Source organism: Burkholderia sp. BE17 (genome assembly GCF_009362305.1).
In the GTDB taxonomy this organism is placed as follows: Bacteria; Pseudomonadota; Gammaproteobacteria; order Burkholderiales; family Burkholderiaceae; genus Burkholderia; species Burkholderia pyrrocinia_C.
On sequence record NZ_WHNU01000041.1, the window covers coordinates 68,938 to 92,359 of the forward strand.

27 protein-coding genes and 1 pseudogene are annotated in these 23,422 nt (G+C 66.8%); 6 read left to right on the forward strand and 22 right to left on the reverse strand.

Features of this window, described 5'->3' with window-relative positions; genetic code table 11:
* Positions 1-115 precede the first annotated feature (115 nt).
* From GD429_RS30320 to GD429_RS30340, 5 genes are read right to left on the reverse strand one after another with little or no spacing between them, the layout of a single operon-like run.
* Positions 116-733 (reverse strand): SCO family protein, encoded by a 618-nt coding sequence (locus tag GD429_RS30320; protein WP_152862584.1) that lies wholly within the window; start codon positions 731-733, stop codon positions 116-118.
* 18 nt (positions 734-751) lie between these two features.
* Positions 752-1,654: a heme o synthase gene (gene cyoE, locus GD429_RS30325; RefSeq protein ID WP_048247036.1), complete on the reverse strand. Its 903-nt coding sequence runs from the start codon at positions 1,652-1,654 to the stop codon at positions 752-754.
* An 8-nt stretch (positions 1,655-1,662) separates the two neighbouring features.
* The gene (locus tag GD429_RS30330) at positions 1,663-2,775 is read right to left on the reverse strand and encodes a COX15/CtaA family protein (protein WP_152862586.1); all 1,113 of its coding nucleotides are present in this window, start codon (positions 2,773-2,775) and stop codon (positions 1,663-1,665) included.
* 25 nt (positions 2,776-2,800) lie between these two features.
* Positions 2,801-3,424, reverse strand: a complete 624-nt coding sequence (locus GD429_RS30335) for an SCO family protein (RefSeq protein ID WP_152862588.1) — start codon at positions 3,422-3,424, stop codon at positions 2,801-2,803.
* A 60-nt stretch (positions 3,425-3,484) separates the two neighbouring features.
* Complete coding sequence (locus GD429_RS30340; protein ID WP_193727235.1) at positions 3,485-4,195, reverse strand: SURF1 family protein; 711 nt, start codon at positions 4,193-4,195, stop codon at positions 3,485-3,487.
* 84 nt (positions 4,196-4,279) lie between these two features.
* On the opposite strand from GD429_RS30340, the gene GD429_RS30345 reads away from it, so the two are divergent.
* Complete coding sequence (locus tag GD429_RS30345; RefSeq protein WP_152862592.1) at positions 4,280-4,489, forward strand: twin transmembrane helix small protein; 210 nt, start codon at positions 4,280-4,282, stop codon at positions 4,487-4,489.
* A 184-nt stretch (positions 4,490-4,673) separates the two neighbouring features.
* Here the strand turns inward: GD429_RS30345 and GD429_RS30350 are convergent, their stop codons facing one another.
* The 8 genes from GD429_RS30350 to GD429_RS30380 all read right to left on the reverse strand — a co-directional run bounded on the left by GD429_RS30350 (position 4,674) and on the right by GD429_RS30380 (position 11,731).
* The gene (locus tag GD429_RS30350; RefSeq protein WP_034179104.1) at positions 4,674-5,531 is read right to left on the reverse strand and encodes a cytochrome c oxidase subunit 3; all 858 of its coding nucleotides are present in this window, start codon (positions 5,529-5,531) and stop codon (positions 4,674-4,676) included.
* Positions 5,532-5,676: 145 nt separating this feature from the next.
* Entirely contained in the window at positions 5,677-5,877 is a 201-nt protein-coding gene (locus GD429_RS30355; protein ID WP_047899090.1) for a DUF2970 domain-containing protein, read from the reverse strand.
* 16 nt (positions 5,878-5,893) lie between these two features.
* Positions 5,894-6,496, reverse strand: coding sequence for a cytochrome c oxidase assembly protein (locus GD429_RS30360; RefSeq protein WP_152862594.1), 603 nt, complete (start codon positions 6,494-6,496; stop codon positions 5,894-5,896).
* A 35-nt stretch (positions 6,497-6,531) separates the two neighbouring features.
* A complete protein-coding gene (locus GD429_RS40730) occupies positions 6,532-6,672 on the reverse strand; it encodes a cytochrome oxidase small assembly protein (RefSeq protein ID WP_034179107.1) in 141 nt (46 codons plus the stop codon).
* 69 nt (positions 6,673-6,741) lie between these two features.
* Positions 6,742-8,349 (reverse strand): cytochrome c oxidase subunit I, encoded by a 1,608-nt coding sequence (gene ctaD / locus GD429_RS30365; RefSeq protein WP_034179108.1) that lies wholly within the window; start codon positions 8,347-8,349, stop codon positions 6,742-6,744.
* Between the two features lie 43 nt (positions 8,350-8,392).
* Entirely contained in the window at positions 8,393-9,988 is a 1,596-nt protein-coding gene (gene coxB / locus GD429_RS30370) for a cytochrome c oxidase subunit II (protein ID WP_152862596.1), read from the reverse strand.
* Between the two features lie 57 nt (positions 9,989-10,045).
* The gene (locus tag GD429_RS30375) at positions 10,046-10,570 is read right to left on the reverse strand and encodes a DUF2244 domain-containing protein (protein WP_152862623.1); all 525 of its coding nucleotides are present in this window, start codon (positions 10,568-10,570) and stop codon (positions 10,046-10,048) included.
* Positions 10,571-10,765: 195 nt separating this feature from the next.
* Positions 10,766-11,731: a methyltransferase domain-containing protein gene (locus tag GD429_RS30380; protein ID WP_152862598.1), complete on the reverse strand. Its 966-nt coding sequence runs from the start codon at positions 11,729-11,731 to the stop codon at positions 10,766-10,768.
* Between the two features lie 83 nt (positions 11,732-11,814).
* Between GD429_RS30380 and GD429_RS30385 the strand changes: the two genes are divergently transcribed.
* On the forward strand, positions 11,815-12,618 hold the full coding sequence (locus tag GD429_RS30385) for a ComF family protein (RefSeq protein WP_152862600.1): 804 nt from the start codon (positions 11,815-11,817) through the stop codon (positions 12,616-12,618).
* 107 nt (positions 12,619-12,725) lie between these two features.
* A complete protein-coding gene (trmL, locus tag GD429_RS30390; RefSeq protein WP_152862602.1) occupies positions 12,726-13,196 on the forward strand; it encodes a tRNA (uridine(34)/cytosine(34)/5-carboxymethylaminomethyluridine(34)-2'-O)-methyltransferase TrmL in 471 nt (156 codons plus the stop codon).
* Positions 13,197-13,218: 22 nt separating this feature from the next.
* Here trmL and GD429_RS30395 read toward each other — a convergent pair whose 3' ends face one another.
* The 5 genes from GD429_RS30395 to GD429_RS30415 all read right to left on the reverse strand — a co-directional run bounded on the left by GD429_RS30395 (position 13,219) and on the right by GD429_RS30415 (position 16,128).
* Complete coding sequence (locus GD429_RS30395) at positions 13,219-13,743, reverse strand: O-acetyl-ADP-ribose deacetylase (protein ID WP_152862604.1); 525 nt, start codon at positions 13,741-13,743, stop codon at positions 13,219-13,221.
* Between the two features lie 94 nt (positions 13,744-13,837).
* Positions 13,838-14,836, reverse strand: a complete 999-nt coding sequence (locus GD429_RS30400) for an NAD(P)H-dependent glycerol-3-phosphate dehydrogenase (RefSeq protein ID WP_152862606.1) — start codon at positions 14,834-14,836, stop codon at positions 13,838-13,840.
* A 25-nt stretch (positions 14,837-14,861) separates the two neighbouring features.
* Positions 14,862-15,341 (reverse strand): protein-export chaperone SecB, encoded by a 480-nt coding sequence (secB, locus tag GD429_RS30405; protein ID WP_152862608.1) that lies wholly within the window; start codon positions 15,339-15,341, stop codon positions 14,862-14,864.
* Between the two features lie 107 nt (positions 15,342-15,448).
* Positions 15,449-15,709, reverse strand: coding sequence for a glutaredoxin 3 (gene grxC / locus GD429_RS30410; protein ID WP_321574989.1), 261 nt, complete (start codon positions 15,707-15,709; stop codon positions 15,449-15,451).
* Positions 15,706-16,128, reverse strand: coding sequence for a rhodanese-like domain-containing protein (locus GD429_RS30415; protein WP_321574990.1), 423 nt, complete (start codon positions 16,126-16,128; stop codon positions 15,706-15,708). Before GD429_RS30415 ends, grxC begins: the two co-directional genes overlap by 4 nt.
* A 134-nt stretch (positions 16,129-16,262) precedes the next feature.
* On the opposite strand from GD429_RS30415, the gene gpmA reads away from it, so the two are divergent.
* From gpmA to GD429_RS30430, 3 genes are all read left to right on the forward strand, one after another.
* Positions 16,263-17,009, forward strand: coding sequence for a 2,3-diphosphoglycerate-dependent phosphoglycerate mutase (gpmA, locus tag GD429_RS30420; RefSeq protein ID WP_152862609.1), 747 nt, complete (start codon positions 16,263-16,265; stop codon positions 17,007-17,009).
* A gap of 256 nt (positions 17,010-17,265) precedes the next feature.
* Positions 17,266-18,816 carry a S41 family peptidase gene (locus GD429_RS30425; protein WP_152862611.1) on the forward strand — a complete coding sequence of 517 codons (1,551 nt, stop codon included), beginning with the start codon at positions 17,266-17,268 and terminating at the stop codon, positions 18,814-18,816.
* A gap of 283 nt (positions 18,817-19,099) precedes the next feature.
* Positions 19,100-19,852, forward strand: a complete 753-nt coding sequence (locus GD429_RS30430) for a HesA/MoeB/ThiF family protein (RefSeq protein WP_152862613.1) — start codon at positions 19,100-19,102, stop codon at positions 19,850-19,852.
* Positions 19,853-19,941: 89 nt separating this feature from the next.
* On the opposite strand, the gene ptsP is transcribed toward GD429_RS30430, so the two are convergent.
* The 4 genes and pseudogenes from ptsP to GD429_RS30450 all read right to left on the reverse strand — a co-directional run.
* A complete protein-coding gene (gene ptsP, locus GD429_RS30435) occupies positions 19,942-21,714 on the reverse strand; it encodes a phosphoenolpyruvate--protein phosphotransferase (RefSeq protein WP_175919441.1) in 1,773 nt (590 codons plus the stop codon).
* 201 nt (positions 21,715-21,915) lie between these two features.
* Positions 21,916-22,185 carry an HPr family phosphocarrier protein gene (locus GD429_RS30440; RefSeq protein ID WP_072437289.1) on the reverse strand — a complete coding sequence of 90 codons (270 nt, stop codon included), beginning with the start codon at positions 22,183-22,185 and terminating at the stop codon, positions 21,916-21,918.
* A 74-nt stretch (positions 22,186-22,259) separates the two neighbouring features.
* The gene (locus GD429_RS30445; RefSeq protein WP_048247076.1) at positions 22,260-22,730 is read right to left on the reverse strand and encodes a PTS sugar transporter subunit IIA; all 471 of its coding nucleotides are present in this window, start codon (positions 22,728-22,730) and stop codon (positions 22,260-22,262) included.
* A gap of 232 nt (positions 22,731-22,962) precedes the next feature.
* Positions 22,963-23,422 (reverse strand): annotated as a pseudogene (locus GD429_RS30450) (glutathione synthase); the annotation flags it as partial.

Here is a 23,422-nt window from a genome sequence, read left to right on the forward strand (position 1 = left end):
GCCGACGCGCCGCTCGGCGGGCAGCGCATGCAAACGACAAGGGGAAGAGGGAAAGCATGACGGCGCAACACGGCCGTCACGCGAAACGCCGGGCCGGGCGCCCGACGAATGCCGGTCAGTCGACCAGCAGCCTCAGGTCGTGGACCCACGGGCCGGGGCCCTGGCCGTCGCGCACGAACAGGCGCAGCTTGCCATCGCGATCGAACACGTAGCTCGCGGCGGTGTGATCCATCGTGTAGCTGCCGGGCGTCTTGCCGGGCACTTTCGCGTAATACACGCGGAAATCCTTCGTGACCTTCTTCAGCGCCGCTTCGTCGGTCGGCCGCAGGCCGATGAACGACGGATCGAACGCGGGCACGTACTGGCCGAGCAGCGCCGGCGTGTCGCGCTCCGGATCGACGGTGACGAACAGCACCTGCACGCGCTTCGCGGCATCGGGCCCGAGCTGCTTCAGCGCCTCGGACAGCTCGGCCATCGTGGTCGGGCACACGTCCGGGCAGTGCGTATAACCGAAGAACATCACGACAGCACGGCCCTTGAAGTCGGCGAGCGTGCGCACCTTGCCGGCCGTATCGGGCAGCGAGAAGTCGTTGCCGAACTGCGTGTTGCCGGTGATGTCGAGATTCTGGAATTTCGGCGCGTTGTCGCATCCGGCGAGCAGCAGCGCCGCCGTGAATGCGCACGCGAGCATCCAGCCTTGGCGCGCGCGGCGCCCGAACCGTGTATGGAGCATTGCGTTCAAACCGTGCGGTTACACGCCGAGCAGCGGGCGTGCATAGTGATCGACGAGCAGCGCGGCGAACAGCAGCGACAGATAGACGATCGAATAGCGGAAGGCCTTGCGGGCGAGTTCGTCCGAATAGTCGCGGTAGATCTTCCACGCATACGCGAGGAACACCGCGCCGAGCAGCACCGCGCTCGTCAGGTAGACAGCCCCGCTCATCCCGGAGATGAACGGCATCAGCGTGACCGCGAACAGGATCACCGTGTACAGCAGGATGTGCAGCCGCGTGAACTTCTCGCCGTGCGTGACGGGCAGCATCGGCAGCCCCGCGCTCTCGTAATCCTTGCGGCGATAGAGCGCGAGCACCCAGAAATGCGGCGGCGTCCACACGAAGATGATCAGCACGAGGATCCACGCGTCGCCGGGCACCGCGCCGGTGACCGCGGCCCACCCGAGCGCCGGCGGCATCGCGCCCGACGCGCCGCCGATCACGATGTTCTGCGGCGTCATCGGCTTGAGCAGCAGCGTGTAGATCACCGCGTAGCCGACGAACGTCGCGATCGTCAGCCACATCGTCAGCGGATTCGTGAACGTGTAGAGCGTCCATGCGCCGACGCTGCCGAGCACGGCCGAGAACACCAGGATCTGCGGCGTCGTGATCTCGCCGCGCGCGGACGGGCGCCATGCGGTACGGCGCATCATCGCGTCGATCTTCTGTTCGACGAGGCAGTTGATCGCGAATGCGGCGCCGGCCAGCAGCCAGATGCCGACCGTGCCGCCGATCAGCACATGCCACGGCACCATGCCCGGCGTCGCGAGGAACATGCCGATCACCGCGCAGAACACCGCGAGCTGCGTGACACGCGGCTTCGTCAGCGCCATGTACTGGGAAAAGCGGCTACCGGGCGATTGGGAGAGGGTGCTTTGCATGGGGGCGGTCACGCCGGGGCGGCGTCGCGCGCAGGCTGCGCGACACGGCCGGGGCGGCTTGAAAGGATGCGAAAGTTTAACATGACGACGAGCAGCAGCAGGATCGCGGCACCGCCGTTGTGCGCGACGGCGACCGGCAGCGGCCACTGCAGCACGATGTTGGTCAGGCCCGTCACGAACTGCAGCAGGACGACCAGCAGCACGCCGTTCGCGGGGCGCCGCAGCGATTCGAAGCGGCGCATCTTCAGCGCGAACGCGACCAGGTACGCGACCACGACGAACGCGAACGTGCGGTGCGTCCAGTGGATCGCGACCAGCGCATCCTGCGTGATCGCATCGCCGTCCTTCGTCATCCCGAGCGCGCGCCACAGGTGGAAGCCGTGCTGGAAGTCCATCGGCGGAATCCACTGGCCGTTGCAGGTCGGGAAATCGGTGCACGCGAGCACCGCGTAGTTGGTGCTCACCCAGCCGCCGAGCGCGATCTGCACGACGAGCAGCACGAGCGCCGCCAGCGCGGCCGCGCGATAGCGCCCGGCCTCCGGGTCATGAGACGGCAGCGGCGTCTGCCGCGCCGCGAGCCAGCCGAGCGTGCCGAGCAGCATGAGGCCGAGCAGCAGGTGGATCGTGACGATCACGGGCTGCAGCTTCATCGTGACCGTCCACGCACCGAAGGCGCCCTGCACGAGAATCAGCAGCAGCAGGCTCGTCGGCCACCACGGCGACACGTGCAGCGGCCGGCGGCGCAGCCGCGCGGCCCATGCAATCACGACCTGCGCGATGATCAGCACGCCGATCGCCATCGCGAAATAACGGTGGATCATCTCGATCCACGCCTTCGTCATGCTGACGGGGCCCGTCGGCATCGCCTGGTGCGCGGCCGAGATCGCGGCGTGCGCGATGAACGGCGACGACGTGCCGTAGCAGCCGGGCCAGTCGGGGCAGCCGAGCCCCGAATCGGTCAGCCGCGTGAAACCGCCGAACATCACCAGGTCGAGGGTCAGGAACGTGGTGATCCACACGAGCTTGCGGAACTTGTCGTCGTCGGCCTTCACCCACACGTACGACAGCGGCAGCAGCGCGATGCAGAAGCCGATCAGGCCGAGTTGCAGTAGATACGACATCGGAATGGTGCCTCGTTGTATTGCCTTAGCCGATGCTCGACCACTTCAGCAGCTTCGTCACGTCCGACTTGATCTTGCTGGGATTCGGGTCTTTCGGGAAGCGCATCATCAGGTTGCCGTTCGGGTCGACCATGTAGATATGGTCGCTGTCCTTCGTGCCGGCGTCGGCCGGCAGCCACGCGGCCACCGCGGCCGGATCGGCGACGAGCCGGCGCGTGTCCGGATAGGCTTCCAGCACCTTCTGCGGCATCGCGCCCGCATCGCTGCGCAGCCACACCATCGTGATCCGGTGCCGTTCGCCGGCCTGCGTGACGCGAATCTGGCGCATGAAATAGAGCTTCTGCGCGCATGTGTCGTCGCACGCGCTGCGGTCGGTCATCACGAACAGCCACACGCCGCGCAGCGACGACAGCGGCACCGTCTTGCCGGTTTCGTCGGTGACCTGCAGATCGGCCGGGATCGGCCGCTGCGGCTCGATCAGCGTGCCGTAGTTCGTCGAACCGCCCTTCGGCTTGATCACGTAATAGGTGAAGTACGACGCGAGCATCGGCGCCGCGCACACGAGACCGAGCAGCACGAGCATCCAGCGGCCGCGCTTGCGGGCCGCAGGCGACGGCGCAGCGGCCGGACCCTGACGGGAAGATTGCATGGACAAATCAGACCTCTCGAAACGAACCCGCGGCGCTTGCGCCGCGTCCTGGCATGGCGCTCACGCGCCGGCCGACTTCTTCGCCGCACGCCGCGCGGCGTACAGGCCGAAGCCGAGCGCGGCCGCCGCCATGGCCCACCACTGAAACATGTAACCGTAATTGCGCTCGACGCCGGTCGCCGCCGCCGGCCAGTCGCGCACCAGCTTGTCGCCGTCGTCGCTCGTCTGCTGGATCACGAACGGCTGAAGCGGCAGCCCCGTTTCCTTCGCATACGCGGCAACGTCCAGGTTCTGCCGGATCTTCTGGTGCGCCGCCGACCCGCCTTCGCCGAGCTCGAACGCACGCGACGCGTCCGCGCGCGCGATGCCCACGATCTCGACGTCGCCCGCGGGCGTCGCGAACGGCTCGATCGCCGTGCGATCGGCGATGTTGCGCGGCAGCCAGCCGCGGTTGACGAGCACGACGCCGCCGCCCGTGAGTTTAAACGGCATCACGACGTAAAAACCCGGCTGGTCGTTATACGGCCGATTGTCGAGAAACACCGCTTGCTCGGACAAGAAGCGGCCCTTCGCACGCACGCGATGAAACTCGATCGACGCGAGCGGAACCGGCTGCGCGCCGACATCGACGGGCGCCGCATGCTCGTAGCGCTCGATGCTCGCCTGCAGCGCTTCCTTCTGGTGCGCGCGATCGCGCTGCCAGAAACCGAGACGGATCGTGACCGCGACGACGACGAGAATCAGCAGCGCAGGCAGCCAGCGAATCTTCATCGTGCGGCCCGCCCGGCACATTCGCGAAAACGAAGTGCGATAATTATCCTCTTCCTTTCGAATTGCCGTCGTCCGGTTCGCGTCATGCACATACTCGTTCCCATCGCCTTCGTCCTCATCATTGCCAGCATGGGCTCGGCGCTCTACTTCATGATGCGCGACCGCGGCCACACGAAACGCATGGTCTGGTCGCTCGCCACCCGCGTCGGGCTGTCGGTCTCGCTGTTCCTGTTCATCCTGCTCGCGAACTGGATGGGCTGGATCCATTCGACCGGCCTGCCGATCGGGCGTTGACGCTTTTGTCGCCGCGGCCTGCTGCAACCGATGTGACATTTCGCCGCATGGCCGCGCCACCAAGCAAAAGCGCCGCCTGACTGAGTCGCGGCGGCGCCAGGGTGGTGTCGATTCGCAGCCAGCCGCTGCGGGGCCGACACCAATGAAAACGGCCCGCGCATTGCTGCGCGGGCCGTCTTTCCATTTACAGCCAGTAGACGACGACGTACAGGCCGAGCCAGACGACGTCGACGAAGTGCCAGTACCACGCGGCGCCTTCGAATGCGAAGTGGTGATCGGGCTTGAAGTGGCCGCGGATCATCCGCACCAGCACCACCGCGAGCATCGTGCCGCCGAGGAACACGTGGAAGCCGTGGAAGCCGGTCAGCAGGAAGAACGTCGAACCGTACACGCCCGAGTTCAGCGTCAGGTTCAGTTCGTTGTACGCGTGGTAGTACTCGAAACCCTGCAGGAACAGGAAGCAGATACCGAACGCGAGCGTCGCGGCCAGCCATGCGATCGCCTTCTTGCGATGATCGTCGCGCAGTGCGTGGTGCGAGATCGTCAGCGTCACGCCCGACGACAGCAGGAATGCCGTGTTGATCGTCGGGACCGGCCACGGGCCCATCGTCTTGAAGTGACCGGCGAGCGCGGCGGGGCCTTCGTTCGGCCACACGGCGGAGAAGTCCGGCCAGATCAGCTTGTAGTCGAGGCTGCCGAGCTGGTGCAGCGCGATTTCACGTGCATAGAACAGCGCGCCGAAGAACGCGCCGAAGAACATGACTTCGGAGAAGATGAACCAGCTCATGCTCCAGCGGTACGACTTGTCGACGTTCTTGCCGTATTGACCGCCTTCCGATTCGGCGATCGCGTCGCCGAACCAGTGATACAGCGTGAAGAGCAACCACAGCAGGCCGAGCAGCGCCGTAAACGGCGCCCAGTCGTGACCGTTGATCCACAGCGCCGTCGATCCGAGCATGACCAGCAGCCCGATGGCCGCACTGATCGGATGGTGCGACGGATGCGGCACGAAATAGTACGGGGTCTGGTTTTGACCGCTCATGCTTGATTCTCCACTTCAGTCCAATTTGTGTACCGGAAACCGCTCCGGCTTTATTTCTTGCGCGGCGCGACCGCCACCGCTCTTTCCTGCACGCAGCGCCGCGGCGCTGCGCACTGCATTCTTTCGTGACCGCGGGCGTCAGGCCTCAGCCCACGACGGCACGCACGATCAGGATCAGCACGCCGATGAACACGCCGGCCGCGATCAACGCGACGATCAGCACGTGCAGCGGGTTGAGTTGCGTCGCGTCGGCTTCCAGGTCGCGCCGCTTGCGCACCCCGAAGAACGACCACAGCACCGCTTTCACCGCCTGGCCGAACGACCCGCCCCGCTTACCCTCCGTCATCGCCCCGTCTCCGTCGTCATGCATCCGGCTTCGCCGCGCCCTGCGCCGCGGTACTGCGCGTCGCCGGCGCGGCCGGCGTATTCAGCTCGAAGAACGTGTACGACAGCGTGATCGTCTTCACGTCCTTCGGCAGTTTCGGATCGATCACGAACACCACCGGCATCTTGCGCGACTCGTGCGCGGCCAGCGTCTGCTGCGTGAAGCAAAAGCATTCGATCTTCTTGAAGAACTCCGTCGCCTGCTTCGGCGCGTAGCTCGGAATCGCCTGTGCAACGACCGGCCGGCCCTGCCCGTTCGTCACGTCGTACACGATCGTCGTCAGCTCGCCCGGATGCACGTCGAGGCTGTTGTGCTCCGGCTTGAAACCGAGCGGGCCGCGCGCGTTCGCATCGAACTCGACCGACACCGTGCGGCTGGTGTCGACCTGCGAGTTCTTCACCTCGCGCTCGCTGACGTCGCGCTGCACCAGGTTGTTGATGCCGGTGATCTGGCAGATCGCCCGATACATCGGGATCAGCGCGAAGCCGAAACCGAACATCAGCCCGGCCACGACGAAGAGCTTCACCAGCATCGAACGATTGAACGCGCGATCGACGGCGCCCTCTTCCGGCTTCGACATACGACAACTTCCTCGCTACTGCGTCAGTTACTGCATCAGTGAGTGGACAGCCACCACTGCTTGATCACGACACCCACAAAAAAAACGGCGGCGATGACGAGCAGGATGAGGCCGAGCCGCTTGTTGCCCGCGCGGATCTGCTCGGGCGTTCGTCTTTCTTGTGGATTCCGGGTCATCTGAAACTTCGGTTCGGCGCCCGCCGCGCCTGCCTGCGCGGCAGGCAGCGGCTAAGCGCACTGTGAAACTTACTCGACGTGCGGCGGTTGCTCGAACGTGTGGAAGGGAGCCGGGCTCGGCACCGTCCACTCGAGGCCCGTCGCGCCGTCCCACGGCTTGTCCGACGCCTTTTCCAGATCGCCGCCGCCACGGTAGGCCGGCAGCGCGACCGCGAACAGGAAGTACACCTGCGCGAGGCCGAAGCCGAATGCGCCGATCGTCGCAACCTGGTTGAAGTCCGTGAACTGCGCCGGGTAGTCCGCATAACGACGCGGCATGCCCGCGAGACCGACGAAGTGCATCGGGAAGAACGTCAGGTTGAAGAAGATCATCGACGCCCAGAAGTGGATCTTGCCGCGCGTCTCGTTGTACATCCAGCCCGTCCACTTCGGTGCCCAGTAGTACCAGCCCGAGAACAGCGCGAACAACGAACCCGCCACCAGCACGTAGTGGAAGTGCGCCACCACGAAGTAGGTGCCGTGATACTGGATGTCGAGCGGCGCCATCGCGAGCATCAGGCCCGTCAGGCCGCCGAACGTGAACACGAACAGGAAGCCGATCGCGAACAGCATCGGGGTTTCGAGCGTCATCGAGCCGCGCCACATCGTCGCGAGCCAGTTGAACACCTTCACGCCCGTCGGCACGGCGATCAGCATCGTCGCGTACATGAAGAACAGCTGCCCGGTGACCGGCATGCCCGTGGCGAACATGTGGTGCGCCCAGACCATGAACGACAGGATCGCGATCGAAGCCGTCGCGTACACCATCGAGCTATAGCCGAACAGCGTCTTGCGCGAGAACGCCGGGATCACCTGCGACACGATCCCGAACGCCGGCAGAATCATGATGTACACCTCGGGGTGGCCGAAGAACCAGAAGATGTGCTGGTACATCACCGGGTCGCCGCCGCCTGCCGCGTTGAAGAACGACGTGCCGAAGTGGCGGTCGAACAGCACCATCGTGATCGCGCCTGCCAGAACCGGCATCACGGCGATCAGCAGGTAGGCCGTGATCAGCCACGTCCATGCGAACATCGGCATCTTCATCAGCGTCATGCCAGGCGCGCGCATGTTCAGGATCGTCACGACGATGTTGATCCCGCCCATGATCGACGACGCGCCCATGATGTGCACCGCGAAGATCGCGAAGTCCATGCCCGGGCCCATCTGCGTCGACAGCGGCGCGTAAAGCGTCCAGCCGGCGGCCGTCGCGCCGCCCGGCGCGAAGAACGAGCCGACCAGCAGCACTGCCGCGACCGGCAGCAGCCAGAAGCTGAAGTTGTTCATCCGCGCGAACGCCATGTCGGACGCGCCGATCTGCAGCGGAATCATCCAGTTCGCGAAGCCGACGAACGCCGGCATGATCGCGCCGAACACCATGATCAGGCCGTGCATCGTCGTGAGTTCGTTGAAGAACTCCGGACGCATGATCTGCAGGCCCGGCTCGAACAGTTCGGCACGGATGCCGAGCGCCATCACGCCGCCCGACAGGAACATGATGAACGAGAACAGCAGGTACAGCGTACCGATGTCCTTGTGGTTGGTGGCGAACAGCCAGCGCCGCCAGCCGTGCGGCATTTCGTGCGCGTGGTCGTCGTGCGCGTGGTCCGCGGCTACGTCGTGCCCGATGCTAGACATGAGAATCTCCTAATGCGAATACGTCGACTAACTCAGCGACACGTCAAGCCGCCGGCCCGATCTCGACACGCCGGGCTTCCTTCGCGTCTGCCCCGCCCGAGATCGTTTCCGGCTTTTTGAGAATAATGTGGTCTTCCGCCACGCCTGCTGCCTTCAGCGCGTCGCGCACGGCTTGCGCGCGATGCTTCGCCAGTTCGGCGTTCGCGTCGGCCGAGCCCGTCTTGTCGGTGAAGCCCGACAGCGCGAGCTTCGCGTCCGGATGTGCCTTCGCATAGTCGGCCGCGGCGGCGATCGCCGCTTTCGCGTCGGCCGGCAGCACGCTCTTGCCCGTCTCGAAGTAGATCGTCGACAGCGCGGCCGATGCCGACGCTGCCGCCGGCTGCTCGGCTGCGCCCGACGCGGCTTGCGCCGGTGCCGAAGCCGCTTCGGCCGACGCCGCTGCGCCTGCCGCGTCTTCCGGCATCTTGCCGTTGCGCGCGTCAGCCACTTGCTTCGGCTGCAGCAGGTCGTTCTTGTGGTTGCCCCACGAATTGCGCTCGTACGTGATGACCGATGCGATGTCGAGGTCCGACAGCGATGCCCACGACGGCATTGCGCCCTTGCCCAGCAGCACGCGCTCGACGTGGCCGGCGATCGGGCCGTTCACGATCGGGCTGCCGTCCATCGCCGGGAACGCGCCGAGGCCCTTGCCGCTCACCTGGTGGCAGGCCGCGCAGTTCGCCTTGTAGACTTCCTCGCCGTGCGCGACGAGTTCGGCCATCGTGTAGACCTTGTTCGGATCGACCGCCGCGCCGGCCATCTTGGCCTTCTGCGCGGTGACCCACTTCGCGTAGTCGTCTTCCGACAGGACAACGACTACGACCGGCATGTACGCGTGTTCCTTGCCGCACAGCTCAGTACAGAAACCGCGGAAGGTGCCGACCTTGTCGGCCTTGAACCACGTGTCGCGCACGAAGCCGGGAATCGCATCCTGCTTCACGCCGAACGCGGGCACGTACCACGAGTGGACGACGTCGTTCGCGGTCGTGATGATGCGGATCTTCTTGTTGACCGGCACGACGAGCGGGTTGTCGACTTCCTGCAGATAGGTGTCGGTGATCGGCTTCTTGCCCATCACTTCGTCGCGCGGGGTGCTCAGCGTCGACAGGAAGCCGATGCCCTCGCCCGGGCCCTTCACATAGTCGTAGCCCCACTTCCACTGGTAGCCGGTGACCTTGATCGTGAGATCGGCGTTCGTCGTGTCCTTCATCGCGACGACGGCCTTCGTCGCCGGCAGCGCCATCAGCACGACGATGACGAACGGCACGATCGTCCAGATGATCTCGACGGTCGTGCTTTCATGGAAATTGGCGGCCTTGTGGCCTTTGGATTTGCGGTGCGCGAAGATCGAATAGAACATCACGCCGAACACGCCGACGAAGATCACCGTACACAGGATCAGCATCATCGTGTGGAGATCGTAGAGCTCCTCGGCGATTTTCGTGACCGGCGGCTGAAAGTTGATCTCGTTGACGCGGGGGCCGCCCGGGCTATCACCGACCGCCAGGGCGGCACCGGCAAAGAGCAATCCGCTGCATGCCAGCACGCCCGTGAGGGCTCGCTTGATTGTTTTCATAGCATCCTTACCCAAAATTTCCATTCAAACCCTCCCCCGTCGCAAGCCGCCGGCCTGTTCCCGGCCGGTGCCCGCGCCTCGTCAGCCGCAGCGCCTGAGCGACACGCGCAGTTCGTCGGCGAACTGCGCACGCTTGTACTGCGCGAGATGCTGCCCGATTACGACGGTCTGCCCGCGCGATACCAGCCGAATCGGATCGCGTGGCGTCGCGCCCGGCTCGACCCGCACCCAGCGCGGGTTGAATTCGATCTGCGTGAGCCGCTCCGCATCCATCCGCTCGATCACGAGCCGGTGCGGAAACAGCCTGATGCGTTCGTAATCGACCGCATGGCGAGCATAGATCGCGAATGCGACACCCACCGCCAGCAACTCGATTCCGGTGAAGGGCATGACGAGCCAAGCCCCCCGCCACATCAGCAACGTCGCGATCACCAGCGAGAAGCCTGCGAGCGACACGTAAAACAGCACGAACTGGCGTGGCGACGCCGAACAGTTGCGTTTCATGAGCCAGTCTTCGAGGACCGGCTCGCCGTTCGTCGTCTCCGCCAAAACCCTCGCTGCTTCCATCGCCGCCTCACGCGAATGGCATGCGATGCATGCCTGCATCGGACTCGTCGCCCCGTATTGCGGGGACCCCGGGACGACAAGCTGACGCATTATAGGCGGGTTCAATGGCATCCACAAGCAAGCGCCTATCGCCCGCCAAGCCAAGCGCGACAAGCTTTCCGGCCATTTTTGCCGCCAACTCGACCCCGCTTTGCGCCGCTAATTTCAGACATAACAAAACCCCTCTTTACCGCTTTACCGATTCTTCGGACGCCCCTTTCCGATGTCCTCGATGCGCACGATCCCATGCCCTTCGGCGGTCGTGCGCGGCACGGCCTTCCATGCGTGGCCGTAGATCACCTCGAAGGTCAGCGCAATCGTGCCGTCCGCACGCCGGCGCGCTTCCAGCGCATCGCCGAGCGCCGCGCGAAAGCGCCGCGTCGCGTGCTGCGGCGCCGCCCGCTCGAACGGATAGGCGCCCCAGCGGCGCACGTCGGCCAGCAGGGAGTCGGGGGATTTGTACGTGACGGTGAGCACTTCCTGATCCATCACGGGAATCTCGAAGCCGCTCTCGACGAGCATGTCGCCGAGATCGTGCATGTCGACGAAATCGATCACGCGCGCGGCGGGCGGCACGATGCCGAGCGCCGCTTCGGCGTCCGCGCAGGCCGCGCGCAGCTCGCGCAGCGTGTCGGGGCCGAGCGTGCTGAACATCAGCAGCCCGTTCACGCGCAGCACGCGCTGCCATTCGGGCAGCACCGCGTCGGGGCGCGAATGCCAGTGGAGCGCGAGATTCGACCAGATCAGGTCGAACGCGCCGCCCGAAAACGGCAGCGCGGCGAAGTCGGCCTGCGCGACGCGCGGGCCGCGCTGGCCCAGCGCCCGGCCGAGCGAGGCCGGCAGCCAGCGGCGCCAGTTCGTCTGCTCGACCTCGCGTTGACCGGCCCGCGCGAGCATCGCGCCGGACAGGTCGACGCCGAATACGGGCGCCTCCGGAAAGCGCGCGCGCAGCGCCGGAAGATCGTCGCCCGGGCCGCAGCCCGCATCGAGCACGGCCGTGGGGCTCACCTTGATGTATTCGAGGCGCTCGTTCATTCGCTGCGCGATCTCGCGCGGCAGGAACGCGACCGCGTCGAACGTGGCGGCACGGCGATCGAAGATCCGCCGCAGGCGCCTGGCGTCATTGGCCGGACGGCCGGTTGAAGTCGAAGCTGGGGACATGTCGGGCACACTGGCGAAGAGCCCGAAGTATACTCGCTCGCCCCGCAGGCTTCATCGAGGCGGGGCCGCCAGGAGTGTTCGCGATGATCCGCAGTTCCGCTCCGCACACGATGCGCGTCGTTTTGTCGCAGGTTCGCGTGCTGGCTGCGCGCGTCGCCGCGGTCGCGCTGCCGAATCGCTGCGCACTGTGCGGCAATTTGTCACACGCCGTGATTTGCGTTGCCTGCGACGCCGCGTACTGGAATGAAGCGCGGCTGCGCTGCGATGTCTGCGCGCTGCCGCTGGGTGTCGGGCAACCGCGTTCGCGCCCGCTCCGCGGCGGGCACGGCGGCGCCGGCCGCGCAGACGCGTACCGGTGCGACGCGTGCCGCACGGCACCGCCGCCGTTCGAAGCGACGCTCGCGCTCGCGGATTACCGCGCGCCGCTCGACGGGCTCGCACGCGGCCTGAAGTTTCATGCGCGGCTCGCGCTCGGCGCCGAATTCGCGGCCCGGCTCGCCCGGCTGGTCGACGATACGCGCGGCACCGGCGGCTTCGACGTGGTCGCGCCGGTGCCGCTGTCGCACCGGCGGCTCGTCGTGCGCGGCTACAACCAGGCATGGGCGATCGCGCGGCCGCTCGCGCGCCGGCTCGGCGTGCATGCGGACGCGGCGCTGCTTACGCGCGTCGCCGACACCGCGCCGCAGTCGCGGCTCGCCCTGCGCGCACGGCGCGACAACGTGATGGCGGCGTTCGCGGTGGCGGGCGACGTCGCCGGCCGCCACGTCGCGCTCGTCGACGATGTGATGACGTCCGGCGCGACGCTCGAGGCCGCCGCGCACGCACTGAAGGCGGCGGGCGCCGCGCGCGTGACGAATCTGGTTGCGCTGCGCACCGCCAGGGATTAATTAAATAGAGAGGCCGGCCGCCTGCACGCGGCCGCGGCCGTCACGAACCGGCCGGCCGGGAACGAGCGCGCGTTGCTCCGCCCCGGCCGGCCCAGCCAAACCGAAACATGTTCAACGTCGTCCTCGTCGCTCCCGAAATCCCGCCGAACACCGGCAACGTGATCCGCCTGTGCGCCAACACCGGCGCGCACCTGCACCTGATCGAGCCGCTCGGCTTTCCGCTCGACGACGCACGGATGCGCCGCGCCGGCCTCGACTATCACGAATATGCGCAAATGCGCGTGCACCGCGACTGGGACGCGTTCGTCGCGACTGAATCGCCCGATCCCGCGCGGATGTTCGCGTTCACGACGCGCGGCTCGGGCCGCTTCCACGATCATGCGTTCCTGCCGGGCGACTGGTTCGTGTTCGGCTCGGAGACGCGCGGCCTGCCCGCCGCGCTGCTCGAACGCTTCCCGAACGAACAGCGCGTGCGCCTGCCGATGCGGCCGGACAACCGCAGCCTGAACCTGTCGAACACGGTCGCGGTGGTCGTATTCGAGGCGTGGCGCCAGGCCGGCTTCGAAGGCGGCGCATGATGCGTGCGCTGCGCGGGCCGCGTCAGGCCCGCGCGAGCCGCGCGCGATACAGGTCGTGGATGTCGGGGGAAAAGCACGCGAACACCACGCGTGCGAGGCTCGGCGCCTGCGGCAGCATTTCGACGACGGTGCCGACTGCGATTTCAACGGCCTCGCCAGCCGGATAACGATAGATCCCGCAACTGATCGCCGGAAACGCAATCGATGTCGCGGCCACCTCCTCGGCCAGCTCGATCGCGCGTCGGTAGCACGATGCGAGCAGGTCGGGCTCGCCACGATCGCCGCCGTGCCATACCGGGCCGACCGCATGGATCACGTAGCGCGCCGGCAGCCCGTGGCCGCGCGTGAGCTTCGCGTCTCCCGTATCGCAGCCGCCGAGCGTGCGGCACTCGGCGAGCAGGCCGGGGCCGGCCGCGCGGTGAATCGCGCCGTCGACGCCGCCCCCGCCGAGCAGCGAACCGTTCGCGGCGTTGACGACCGCGTCGACATCGAGCGTCGTGATGTCAACGAGTTGCGCGTCGAGCGTGGTGGAATGGATCTGCAGCATGACAACCTCCCGAAACGCCGGAGACTGTTCAAGCGTAGTGCGCTTTGGCGCCGCGCGCTTGATGCGGCCGCGCCGGCGGCGGCGCCTGTCCGCGCTACTCGGCGCGCGCGTCGCGCCGCAGCAGGCCGCTGACGGCGTCGCGCGGCGCGATACCGTCGAACAGCACACCGCACACGGCTTCGGTGATCGGCATCTCGATCGATTGCGCGTGCGCGATCGCCAGCACGGCCTGCGCGCAGCGCACGCCTTCGGCCACGTGGCCGAGCGCACCGAGGATGTCGTTCAGCGTGCGGCCGGCCGCCAGTTGCAGGCCGACCGTGCGGTTGCGCGACAGGTCGCCCGTCGCGGTGAGGATCAGGTCGCCGAGGCCCGTGAGGCCCGTGAAGGTTTCCGCGCGGCCGCCGAGCGCGACGCCGAGCCGCGACATTTCGGCAAGGCCGCGCGTGATCAGCGCGGCGCGCGCGTTCAGCCCGAGGCCGAGGCCGTCGGAAATGCCGGTCGCGATCGCGAGCACGTTCTTCACGGCGCCGCCAACTTCGACGCCGACCACGTCGTCGCCCGTGTAGATCCGCATCGCGCCGTGATGGAACGCGGCGAGCGTGCGCTCGCGGCATTCGGCGGACGCGCTCGCCACCGTCAGCGCGACGGGCAGCGACTGTCCGACCTCGCGCGCAAAGCTCGGCCCCGACAGCACGCCGTTGCTGCGCTGTTCGGGCAGCTCGGCCGCGATCACCTGATGCGGCAGCAGATGCGTGTCGGCCTCGAAGCCCTTGCAGACCCAGACAATATGCGCGGGCACGCAGCCTGCGTCGTGCATCGCGTGGCACAGCGTGCGCAGCCCGGCCACGGGCGCGGCGATCACGCACAGCGCGTCGTCCGCGGCGCCATGCGCGAGCGCGGCGCCGAGATCGGCGTCGTAGCGCAATGCGTCAGGCAGCGCGATGCCGTCCAGATAGCGGGAATTTTCGTGCCGGGCCTGCAGCCCGGCGATGAGCGCGGCGTCGCGCGCCCACAGAAGCGTATCGTGCCGCGCGGCCAGATGGCCCGCGAGCGCGGTGCCCCAGGCACCGGCGCCGAGAACGGCTACTTTCATACCCAGCACCGGTCCGTGTGAAACGTCAGTTCAGCGTCGTGCCGTTCGGTGCGCCTGCGGCGCCGGCCTGCTGCTGAAGCTGCGCGAGACGCTGCTCGTACAGCGCCTGGAAGTTGATTTCCGCCAGGTGGATCGGCGGGAAGCCCGCGCGCGTGATCGCGTCGGCGATGTTCGAGCGCAGGTACGGGAACAGGATCGTCGGGCAAGCGATGCCGACGAGCGGGTCGAGCTGTTCGTCCGGAATGTTGCGAATGTCGAAAATGCCGGCCTGCTTCGCCTCGATCAGGAACGCGACCTTGTCCTTCACCTTCGCCGTGACGGTACCCGACACGACGATTTCGAACACGCTTTCCGCGAGGCGGTCGGCCTTGACGTCGACTTCGACTTCAACCGACGGCATGTCCTGCTCGAGGAAGATAGCCGGCGAATTCGGCTGCTCGAGCGACATATCCTTCAGGTAGACGCGCTGGATGTTGAAGAACGGTTGGTTTTCGACGTCGGACATGGTGTTTCCCTAAAAGTGGTGACGGAGCGGCCCGGCTTCTCGCCGGCCGCCACGGATGATTCCTGCGCGCCCAAGCCGCGGCGCGGCCGGCGGCCATTCTGCCCTAATCAGGCCGCTTGCAGAAGCGGTGCGAGCCCGCCTTCGCGGTCGAGCTTCGACAGATCGTCGTAACCGCCGACGTGCGTGTCGCCGATATAGATCTGCGGCACCGTGCGGCGCCCCGTGCGCGTCATCATTTCCTCGCGGCGCGCCGAATCGCGGTCGATCAGCACCTTTTCGATCTGCTCGACACCGCGCAGCTTCAGCAGGCGCTCGGCCTGCATGCAATACGGACACACCTGCGTGCTGTACATCAAAACCTTGTTCACTTCGCCACTCCCTGTTTGACGACCGGCATCCCGGCCTGCTGCCAGGCGGCCACGCCGCCCTCGAGCACGTGCACCTCGGCGTAGCCCGCCGCCTCGACCTCGCGCGCCGCCTTCTGCGACTGCTGGCCATTCTGGCAGACGAGCAGTACCGGCGTGCTCTTGTTCTTCGCGACCTGCGCGATCTTCGCGCCGATCTCGCCCGCCGCGAGCTGACGCGCCGACGGCAGGTGGCCGGCGGCGAAATCGGCCGCGGCGCGCACGTCGATCACGACCGCATTGCGGCGGTTGATGAGTTGGGTGGCCTCCGCGGCCGACAGGCCGCCGCGGCCGCGGCGCAGGGCGGGCCACGCCAGCAGGCCGCCGGATACCAGCAGGATCGCGATGAGGGCCAGGTTCGTGTAATTGGTAAAGAACGTCACGGAATTCCGCCGGAAAAAGAGAAATCGGATGAGGACAATCCTGCCATTATAAAATAACCGCCTTGCGCGATGGCGGGCCCGGGTCGGGTGCCGCGCGACGCGCACCGCTTCCTTCACTACCGACCGCAAGATCCATGTACAAACTCGTTCTCATCCGCCACGGCGAATCGACGTGGAACAAGGAAAACCGCTTCACCGGCTGGGTCGACGTCGACCTGACCGAACAGGGTCGCAACGAGGCCTACCAGGCCGGCGAATTGCTCAGCGAGGCTGGCTACACGTTCGACATCGCGTACACGTCGGTGCTCAAGCGCGCGATCCGCACGCTGTGGCACGTGCAGGACCGGATGGACCTCATGTACCTGCCGGTCGTCCACTCGTGGCGCCTGAACGAGCGCCACTACGGCGCGTTGTCGGGGCTGAACAAGGCGGAAACGGCCGCGAAGTTCGGCGACGACCAGGTGCTCGTCTGGCGCCGCAGCTACGACACGCCGCCGCCCGCACTCGAGCCGACCGACGAGCGCGCGCCGTTCAACGACCCGCGCTACGCGAAGGTGCCGCGCGAGCAGTTGCCGCTCACCGAGTGCCTGAAGGACACGGTCGCGCGCGTGCTGCCGCTGTGGAACGAGTCGATCGCGCCGGCGGTCCGCGCCGGCAAGCAGGTGCTGATCGCCGCGCACGGCAACTCGCTGCGCGCACTGATCAAGTACCTCGACGGCATCTCGGACAGCGACATCGTCGGCCTGAACATCCCGAACGGCGTGCCGCTCGTGTATGAACTCGACGAGAACCTGAAGCCGATCAAGCACTATTACCTCGGCGACCAGGGCGCGATCGCGCAGGCGCAAGCCGCCGTCGCGAAGCAGGGCAAGGCGGGCTGACGTCCGTCGCACCGGGCGGGCCGCGTCCGGCGCGGCGTGTCCGGCAGGCCCGGCACGCCGCGCGAACCTTCGCGGCCCCGCCGCTGTCGAATCCGCTTTCGAACCCGCAGCGCGTCCGGCGGCGCCCCGCCGGGCCTTCTCCGGGGCCCTTTTCTCGGCTTTTCGCGGCGTTCCACTGAGTTATCGGACGAACAGTTATACTTGTTCGCTATATCCCCGCTACCGCCACGCGCTTCCCGACCGCACCAGACTCTCTATGCGAATGAAATTGAAGAACATCGGCCTGATTGCCGCGGGCCTCGCCACGGGCGTGTTCGCCACGCTGCAGATTTCCGCGTCGGCCGAGCAGACCGCCACGGCGCCGCTTCCCCTCGACCAGCTCCGCCTGTTCGCGGAAGTATTCGGCCAGATCAAGCGCGAGTACGTCGAGCCGGTCGACGACAAGAAGCTGCTGACGGCGGCGATCAAGGGCATGGTGTCGAGCCTCGACCCGCACTCGTCGTTCCTCGACAAGACCGACTATGACGAACTGCAGGAGCAGACGAAGGGCCGCTTCGCGGGTCTCGGCATCGAGATCTCGCAGGAAGACGGCCTCGTCAAGGTGATCTCGCCGATCGAGGACACCCCCGCATTCCGCGCCGGCATCCGTCCGGGCGACCTGATCACGCGCATCAACGACAAGCCGGTGCGCGGCATGACACTCGACAAGGCCGTCAAGCAGATGCGCGGCGAGCCGGGCACCAAGGTCACGCTGACGATCTTCCGCAAGAGCGACGACCGCACGTTCCCGGTCACGGTCACGCGCGCGATCATCAGGGTCCAGAGCGTGAAGATGAAGATGCTCGACCCCGGCTATGCATACATCCGCATCACGAGCTTCCAGGAGCGCACGACGCCCGATCTCGCCGCGAAGCTGCAGGACATCGCGCGCCAGCAGCCGAACCTGAAGGGCCTGGTCCTCGATCTGCGCAACAACGGCGGCGGCCTGCTGCAGAGCGCGGTCGGCGTTGCCGGCGCGTTCCTGCCGCCCGACTCCGTCGTCGTGTCGACGAACGGCCAGATCCCCGATTCGAAGCAGGTCTACCGCGATACGTACGACAACTATCGCCTGCCGTCCTTCGACGGCGATCCGCTGAAGAACCTGCCGCCCGTCTTCAAGACCGTGCCGATGATCGTGCTGACGAACGCGTATTCGGCGTCCGCGTCGGAAATCGTCGCCGGCGCGCTGCAGGATTCGAAGCGCGCGCAGATCATGGGCAAGACGACGTTCGGCAAGGGCTCGGTGCAGACGGTCCGCCCGATGACGGCCGACACCGCGCTGCGCCTGACGACCGCGTACTACTACACGCCGAGCGGCCGCTCGATCCAGAACAAGGGCATCACGCCCGACGTGCCGGTCGATCAGTACGCGGACGGCGATCCGGACGACGTGCTCGTGACGCGCGAGGTCGACTACACGAACCACCTCGCGAACACGCAGGATCCGAACGAGAAGAAGGAACAGGAAGAGCGCGAGCAGCGCAGGATGGATCAACTGCGCGTCCTCGAGGAGCAGAACGACAAGAAGACGCCGGAGCAACGCCAGAAGGATCGCGATCGCAAGCCGATCGAGTTCGGCAGCACCGACGATTTCATGATGCAGCAGGCGCTCAACAAGCTCGAAGGCAAGCCCGTCCAGGCATCGAAGTCGCTGCTCGCCGAGAGCACGACGAAGAGCCCGGCCGGCAAGGCTGCCGCGGCCCCGAAGGCATCGGCCGCAAGCGCGAAGCCGGCGTCCGCACCGAAGCCCGCGTCGGCGCCGAAGTAAGCGCCGGCCGGCATCCGACGGGCCATCGCGGGAAGACCGCGATGGCCCGTTTTTCATGTGCGCCTAGTGTAGTGTTCGGTGCTAAGCGGTGCTGATGTGCCAGCGGATTCGTGCTCGTGGCAAGGCGCAAACCGCAGCGATGCCCAGTGGCATCGCGAGGATTTGCAACGCAGCCACGGGCGCGAAGGCGCAGCACGTCAGTGCCGATTAGCGCCGAACACTGCACTAGAATACGCAGATACGTCCGCGCCGCCGCCCGCGGCATGCTTCGCCCGATCTCCCCATGAACGACGATCAACTCCTCCGCTACTCCCGCCACATCCTCGTCGACGAAATCGGCATCGAGGCGCAGCAGCGCTTTCTCGATGCGCACGCGATCGTCGTCGGCGCGGGCGGCCTCGGCTCGCCCGCCGCGATGTACCTCGCGGCATCGGGAGTCGGCACGATCACGCTCGTCGACGCCGATACGGTCGACCTCACGAACCTGCAGCGGCAGATCCTGCACGTGACGTCGTCGGTCGGTCGCAGCAAGGTCGAATCGGGGCGTGACACGCTCGCGCAACTGAATCCCGAGGTGAAGGTGAACGCGGTCGCGGAGCGCGTCGACGACGCGTGGCTCGACGCGCACGTGCCGCGCGCGACCGTCGTGCTCGACTGCACCGACAACTTCGCGACGCGGCACGCGATCAACCGCGCGTGCGTCGCGCACGGCGTGCCGCTCGTGTCGGGCGCCGCGCTGCGCTTCGACGGCCAGATCAGCACGTTCGATTTCCGCGATGCGGCTGCACCCTGCTACGCGTGCGTGTTTCCGGAAGACCAGCCGTTCGAGGAAGTCGCGTGCGCGACGATGGGCGTGTTCGCGCCGACGGTCGGGATCATCGGCGCGATGCAGGCCGCCGAAGCGCTGCGCGTGATCGGCGAAATCGGCACGACGCTCAACGGGCGGCTGATGATGCTCGATTCGCTGCGGATGGAATGGACGACGATGAAAATCGCGCGCCAGGCCGACTGCCCCGTGTGCGGGGGCCGGCACTGACGCGCGTCGAACGCATGCGCCGGGCGGCGCATGCATGACACTTCACGGCAGTCAGCGGACGACTCGGGCGCCTGCGCGGCCTAAGCGACCTAGGCGGCCGCGTCCGCACGCGGCTCGGCGACCGACAGGCGCTTCAGCGCCGCCTGCACTTCCTCCGGCTCGAACGCGGCGAGCACGTCGGCCGTCGGTTTCTCGAGCGCCTTCAGGTGCGCGCGCAGGATCTCCTGCTTCACGACGAGCAGCTGGCTCGGGTGCATCGAGAACTCGGTGAGCCCCATCCCGAGCAACAGGCGCGTGAGCGCCGGATCGCCCGCCATCTCGCCGCACACCGACACGGACACGCCCGCGCGCTTCGCTTCGCGCAACGTATAGGAGATCAGGTGCAGCACGGCCGGATGCAGCGGATCGTACAGGTGTGCGACCGCGTTGTCGGCGCGATCGATCGCGAGCGTGTACTGGATCAGGTCGTTCGTGCCGATCGACAGGAAATCGAACCGCTTCAGGAACAGCGGCAGCGCGATCGCCGCGGCCGGAATCTCGATCATCGCGCCGAGGCGCACGTTCGGATCGTATGCGAGCCCCGCGTCGTCGAGCTGGCGCTTCGCCTCGCGGATCAGGTCGAGCGTCTGGTCGATCTCCTGCGCGTGCGCGAGCATCGGGATCAGGATCTTTACCTGGCCGAACGCGGACGCCCGCAGGATCGCGCGCAACTGCGTGAGGAACATCTGCGGCTCGGACAGGCTCCAGCGGATCGCGCGCAGGCCGAGCGCCGGGTTCGGCGCCGTCTCGTAGCCCTCGTCGAGCGCCTCGAGCGGCTTGTCCGCGCCGACGTCGATCGTGCGGATCGTCACCGGCATGCCCTTCATCCACTCGACGGCCCGCTTGTATGCGGCGAACTGCTCCTCCTCTTCCGGCATCTCCTTCTGATGCATGAACAGGAACTCGGAGCGGAACAGGCCGACGCCGACCGCGCCGGCCTCGACGGCCGCCTTCGCATCGTCGGGCAGCTCGATGTTCGCGTACAGGTCGATCTTGGTGCCGCACAACGTTTGCGTCGGCGAGAATTTCAGACGCTGCAGCTTGCGTTGCTCGAGCAGCTTCTCGGACTGGCGGTACGAGTATTCCTCGAGGACGATCGGCGCCGGATCGACGATCACGATGCCCTGGTCGCCGTCGACGATGATCAGGTCGTCCTGGCGGATCAGCGCGCTCGCGTGCTGCACGCCGACCGCGGCCGGAATGCCGAGGCTGCGCGCGACGATCGCCGTGTGCGACGTGCGCCCGCCGAGGTCGGTGACGAACGCCTGGAACGACTGCGTCTTGAACTGCATCATGTCGGCCGGCGCGATGTCGTGCGCGACGACGATCATCTCGTTGGTGCCGTTCGCGGCCGCGCGGTCGAGCGCCTGCGACGCCGACGGCGCACCGGCGAGCGCCTTCAGCACGCGCTCGACCACCTGTTCGATGTCGGCCTTGCGCTCGCGCAGGTATTCGTCCTCGATGTCGTCGAAGTGGCGCGTGAGCAATTCGAGCTGCTCGGTCAGCGCCCACTCGACGTTGTAGCGGCGCGTGCGGATCAGATCGATGGTTTCCTGCACGAGCATCGCGTCGCTCAGGATCATCATGTGGACGTCGATGAACGCGCCCACTTCGCTCGGGGTGTCGTCGGTCAGGTCGGCGCGCAGCGCTTCGAGTTCGTAATGCACGACTTCGAGCGCCGTGCGGAAACGCTCGACTTCGGCGTCGGTCTGGTTCGCCTCGATCAGGTAATGGGCGACGTCGAGCGCCGCCGGCGCGATCAGATACGCTCGCCCGATCGCGATACCTCGTGAGACGGGAATGCCTTGCAGCGTGAAGGACACGCGCACCTCCTCTGTACAAGTAAAGCCGCGGCACACTGCTGCGATGCGCTTATGACCCCGGTTAGCGATTATAAATTCCGCGACCCCCTGCTGACTGCATGCAGCGCAGCATTGCGCATTCCGCATCAATGCTTTCGACGAAAAAAATGCCGCGAAATCCGCGGCATCCTGACTGGAAACGGCAACGATCCCGCGTGACGATCACTGGCCTTCGCCGAACTTGTCGGCGATCAGCTTCAGCAGCGCGTCCATCGCTTCCCGTTCGTCGGCCCCTTCGGTCTCGATCGTCACGGTGCTGCCGATGCCCGCCGCCAGCATCATCACGCCCATGATGCTCTTCGCATTGATCTTGCGCCCGTTGCGTGTCATCCAGACTTCCGACTGGAAATTGCCGGCCAGTTGCGTAAGCTTGGCCGATGCGCGCGCATGGAGCCCCAATTTATTGACGATGGTGGTTTCTTGTTGAAGCATGATTCTCGGTCGGGTCGGTCGGGACCGCCGGCGGCGCGCGCCGGCGGTGCTGTCTAAAACGAAAAACGCGGTGATCAGTGCGATTCGGTGCGCGGTTGCGGTTCGGGCGGAATCGGCGCGCACTGGCCGCAGCCGGCTTCCGTCGGCGGCGGCGGCGTGCCGGTCGCCACTTCGTGGACGCCCTTCGCGCCGCCGGACAGCGCCTTGTCGACGAGCTTGTCGAGCGGCACGGTGCGATAGCAGACGGCCCGCACGAGCATCGGCAGGTTCACGCCGGCCAGCACGCGCACGTTGTCGATCTTCGCGAGCTGGCCCGCGATGTTCGCGGGCGTCGCGCCATACATGTCGGTCAGCACGACCACGCCGTTCTCTTCCTTGAGCCGCGCGAGCTCCGCGTGCGCGAACGCCATCACCTGGGTCGGATCGCTGTCCGCCATCACGTCGATACAGCCGATGCGCGCGGGCACGCCGCCGTAGATGTGCGCGATGCAGTCCCGCAGCGCGGTGGCGAGCGGTGCGTGCGCGATGATCAGGATCCCGGCCATGTCAGATCGCTCCCGGCCGCCCCTGGCGGGCCGACACCCCGCGGCGGGGCAAAAAGCGTAGCGAGTGTGGGGAACGTTTCATGTTCAGCCTTGCAACAGTTTCGGCCCGACCGCCGGGCCTTCGGTGCGCCGATCTCGGCACCGGGCAAGCGGGCATTGTAGCAGGCCGGTCAAGCTGCTCCGGCGACGGGGGACCTGCGCGGCCGCCGCCGGGGTTGCGCGGGAAGGCGGCCTACGCGGCCGCACGCTCCAGCGCGTCGACGAACATCGCGGCGACGTCGAAGCCCGTCTGCTCCATGATCTCGCGGAAGCAGGTCGGACTCGTGACGTTCACCTCGGTCAGCCAGTCGCCGATCGCATCGAGGCCGACCAGCAGCAGCCCGCGCGACGCGAGCACGGGCCCGAGCGCCCCGGCGATCTCGCGATCGCGAGCAGTCAGCGGCTGCGCGACGCCGAGCCCGCCCGCGGCGAGATTGCCGCGCACCTCGCTGCCCTGCGGAATCCGCGCGAGCGAATACGGCACGGGCTCGCCCGCGATCAGCAGGATCCGCTTGTCGCCGGCCTTGATCTCGGGAATGAACTTCTGAATCATCAGCGAGCGCGTGCCGTCGTGGCCGAGCATCTCGATGATCGCGCCGAGATTCATCCCGTCGGCCTTCACGCGGAACACGCCCATCCCGCCCATCCCGTCG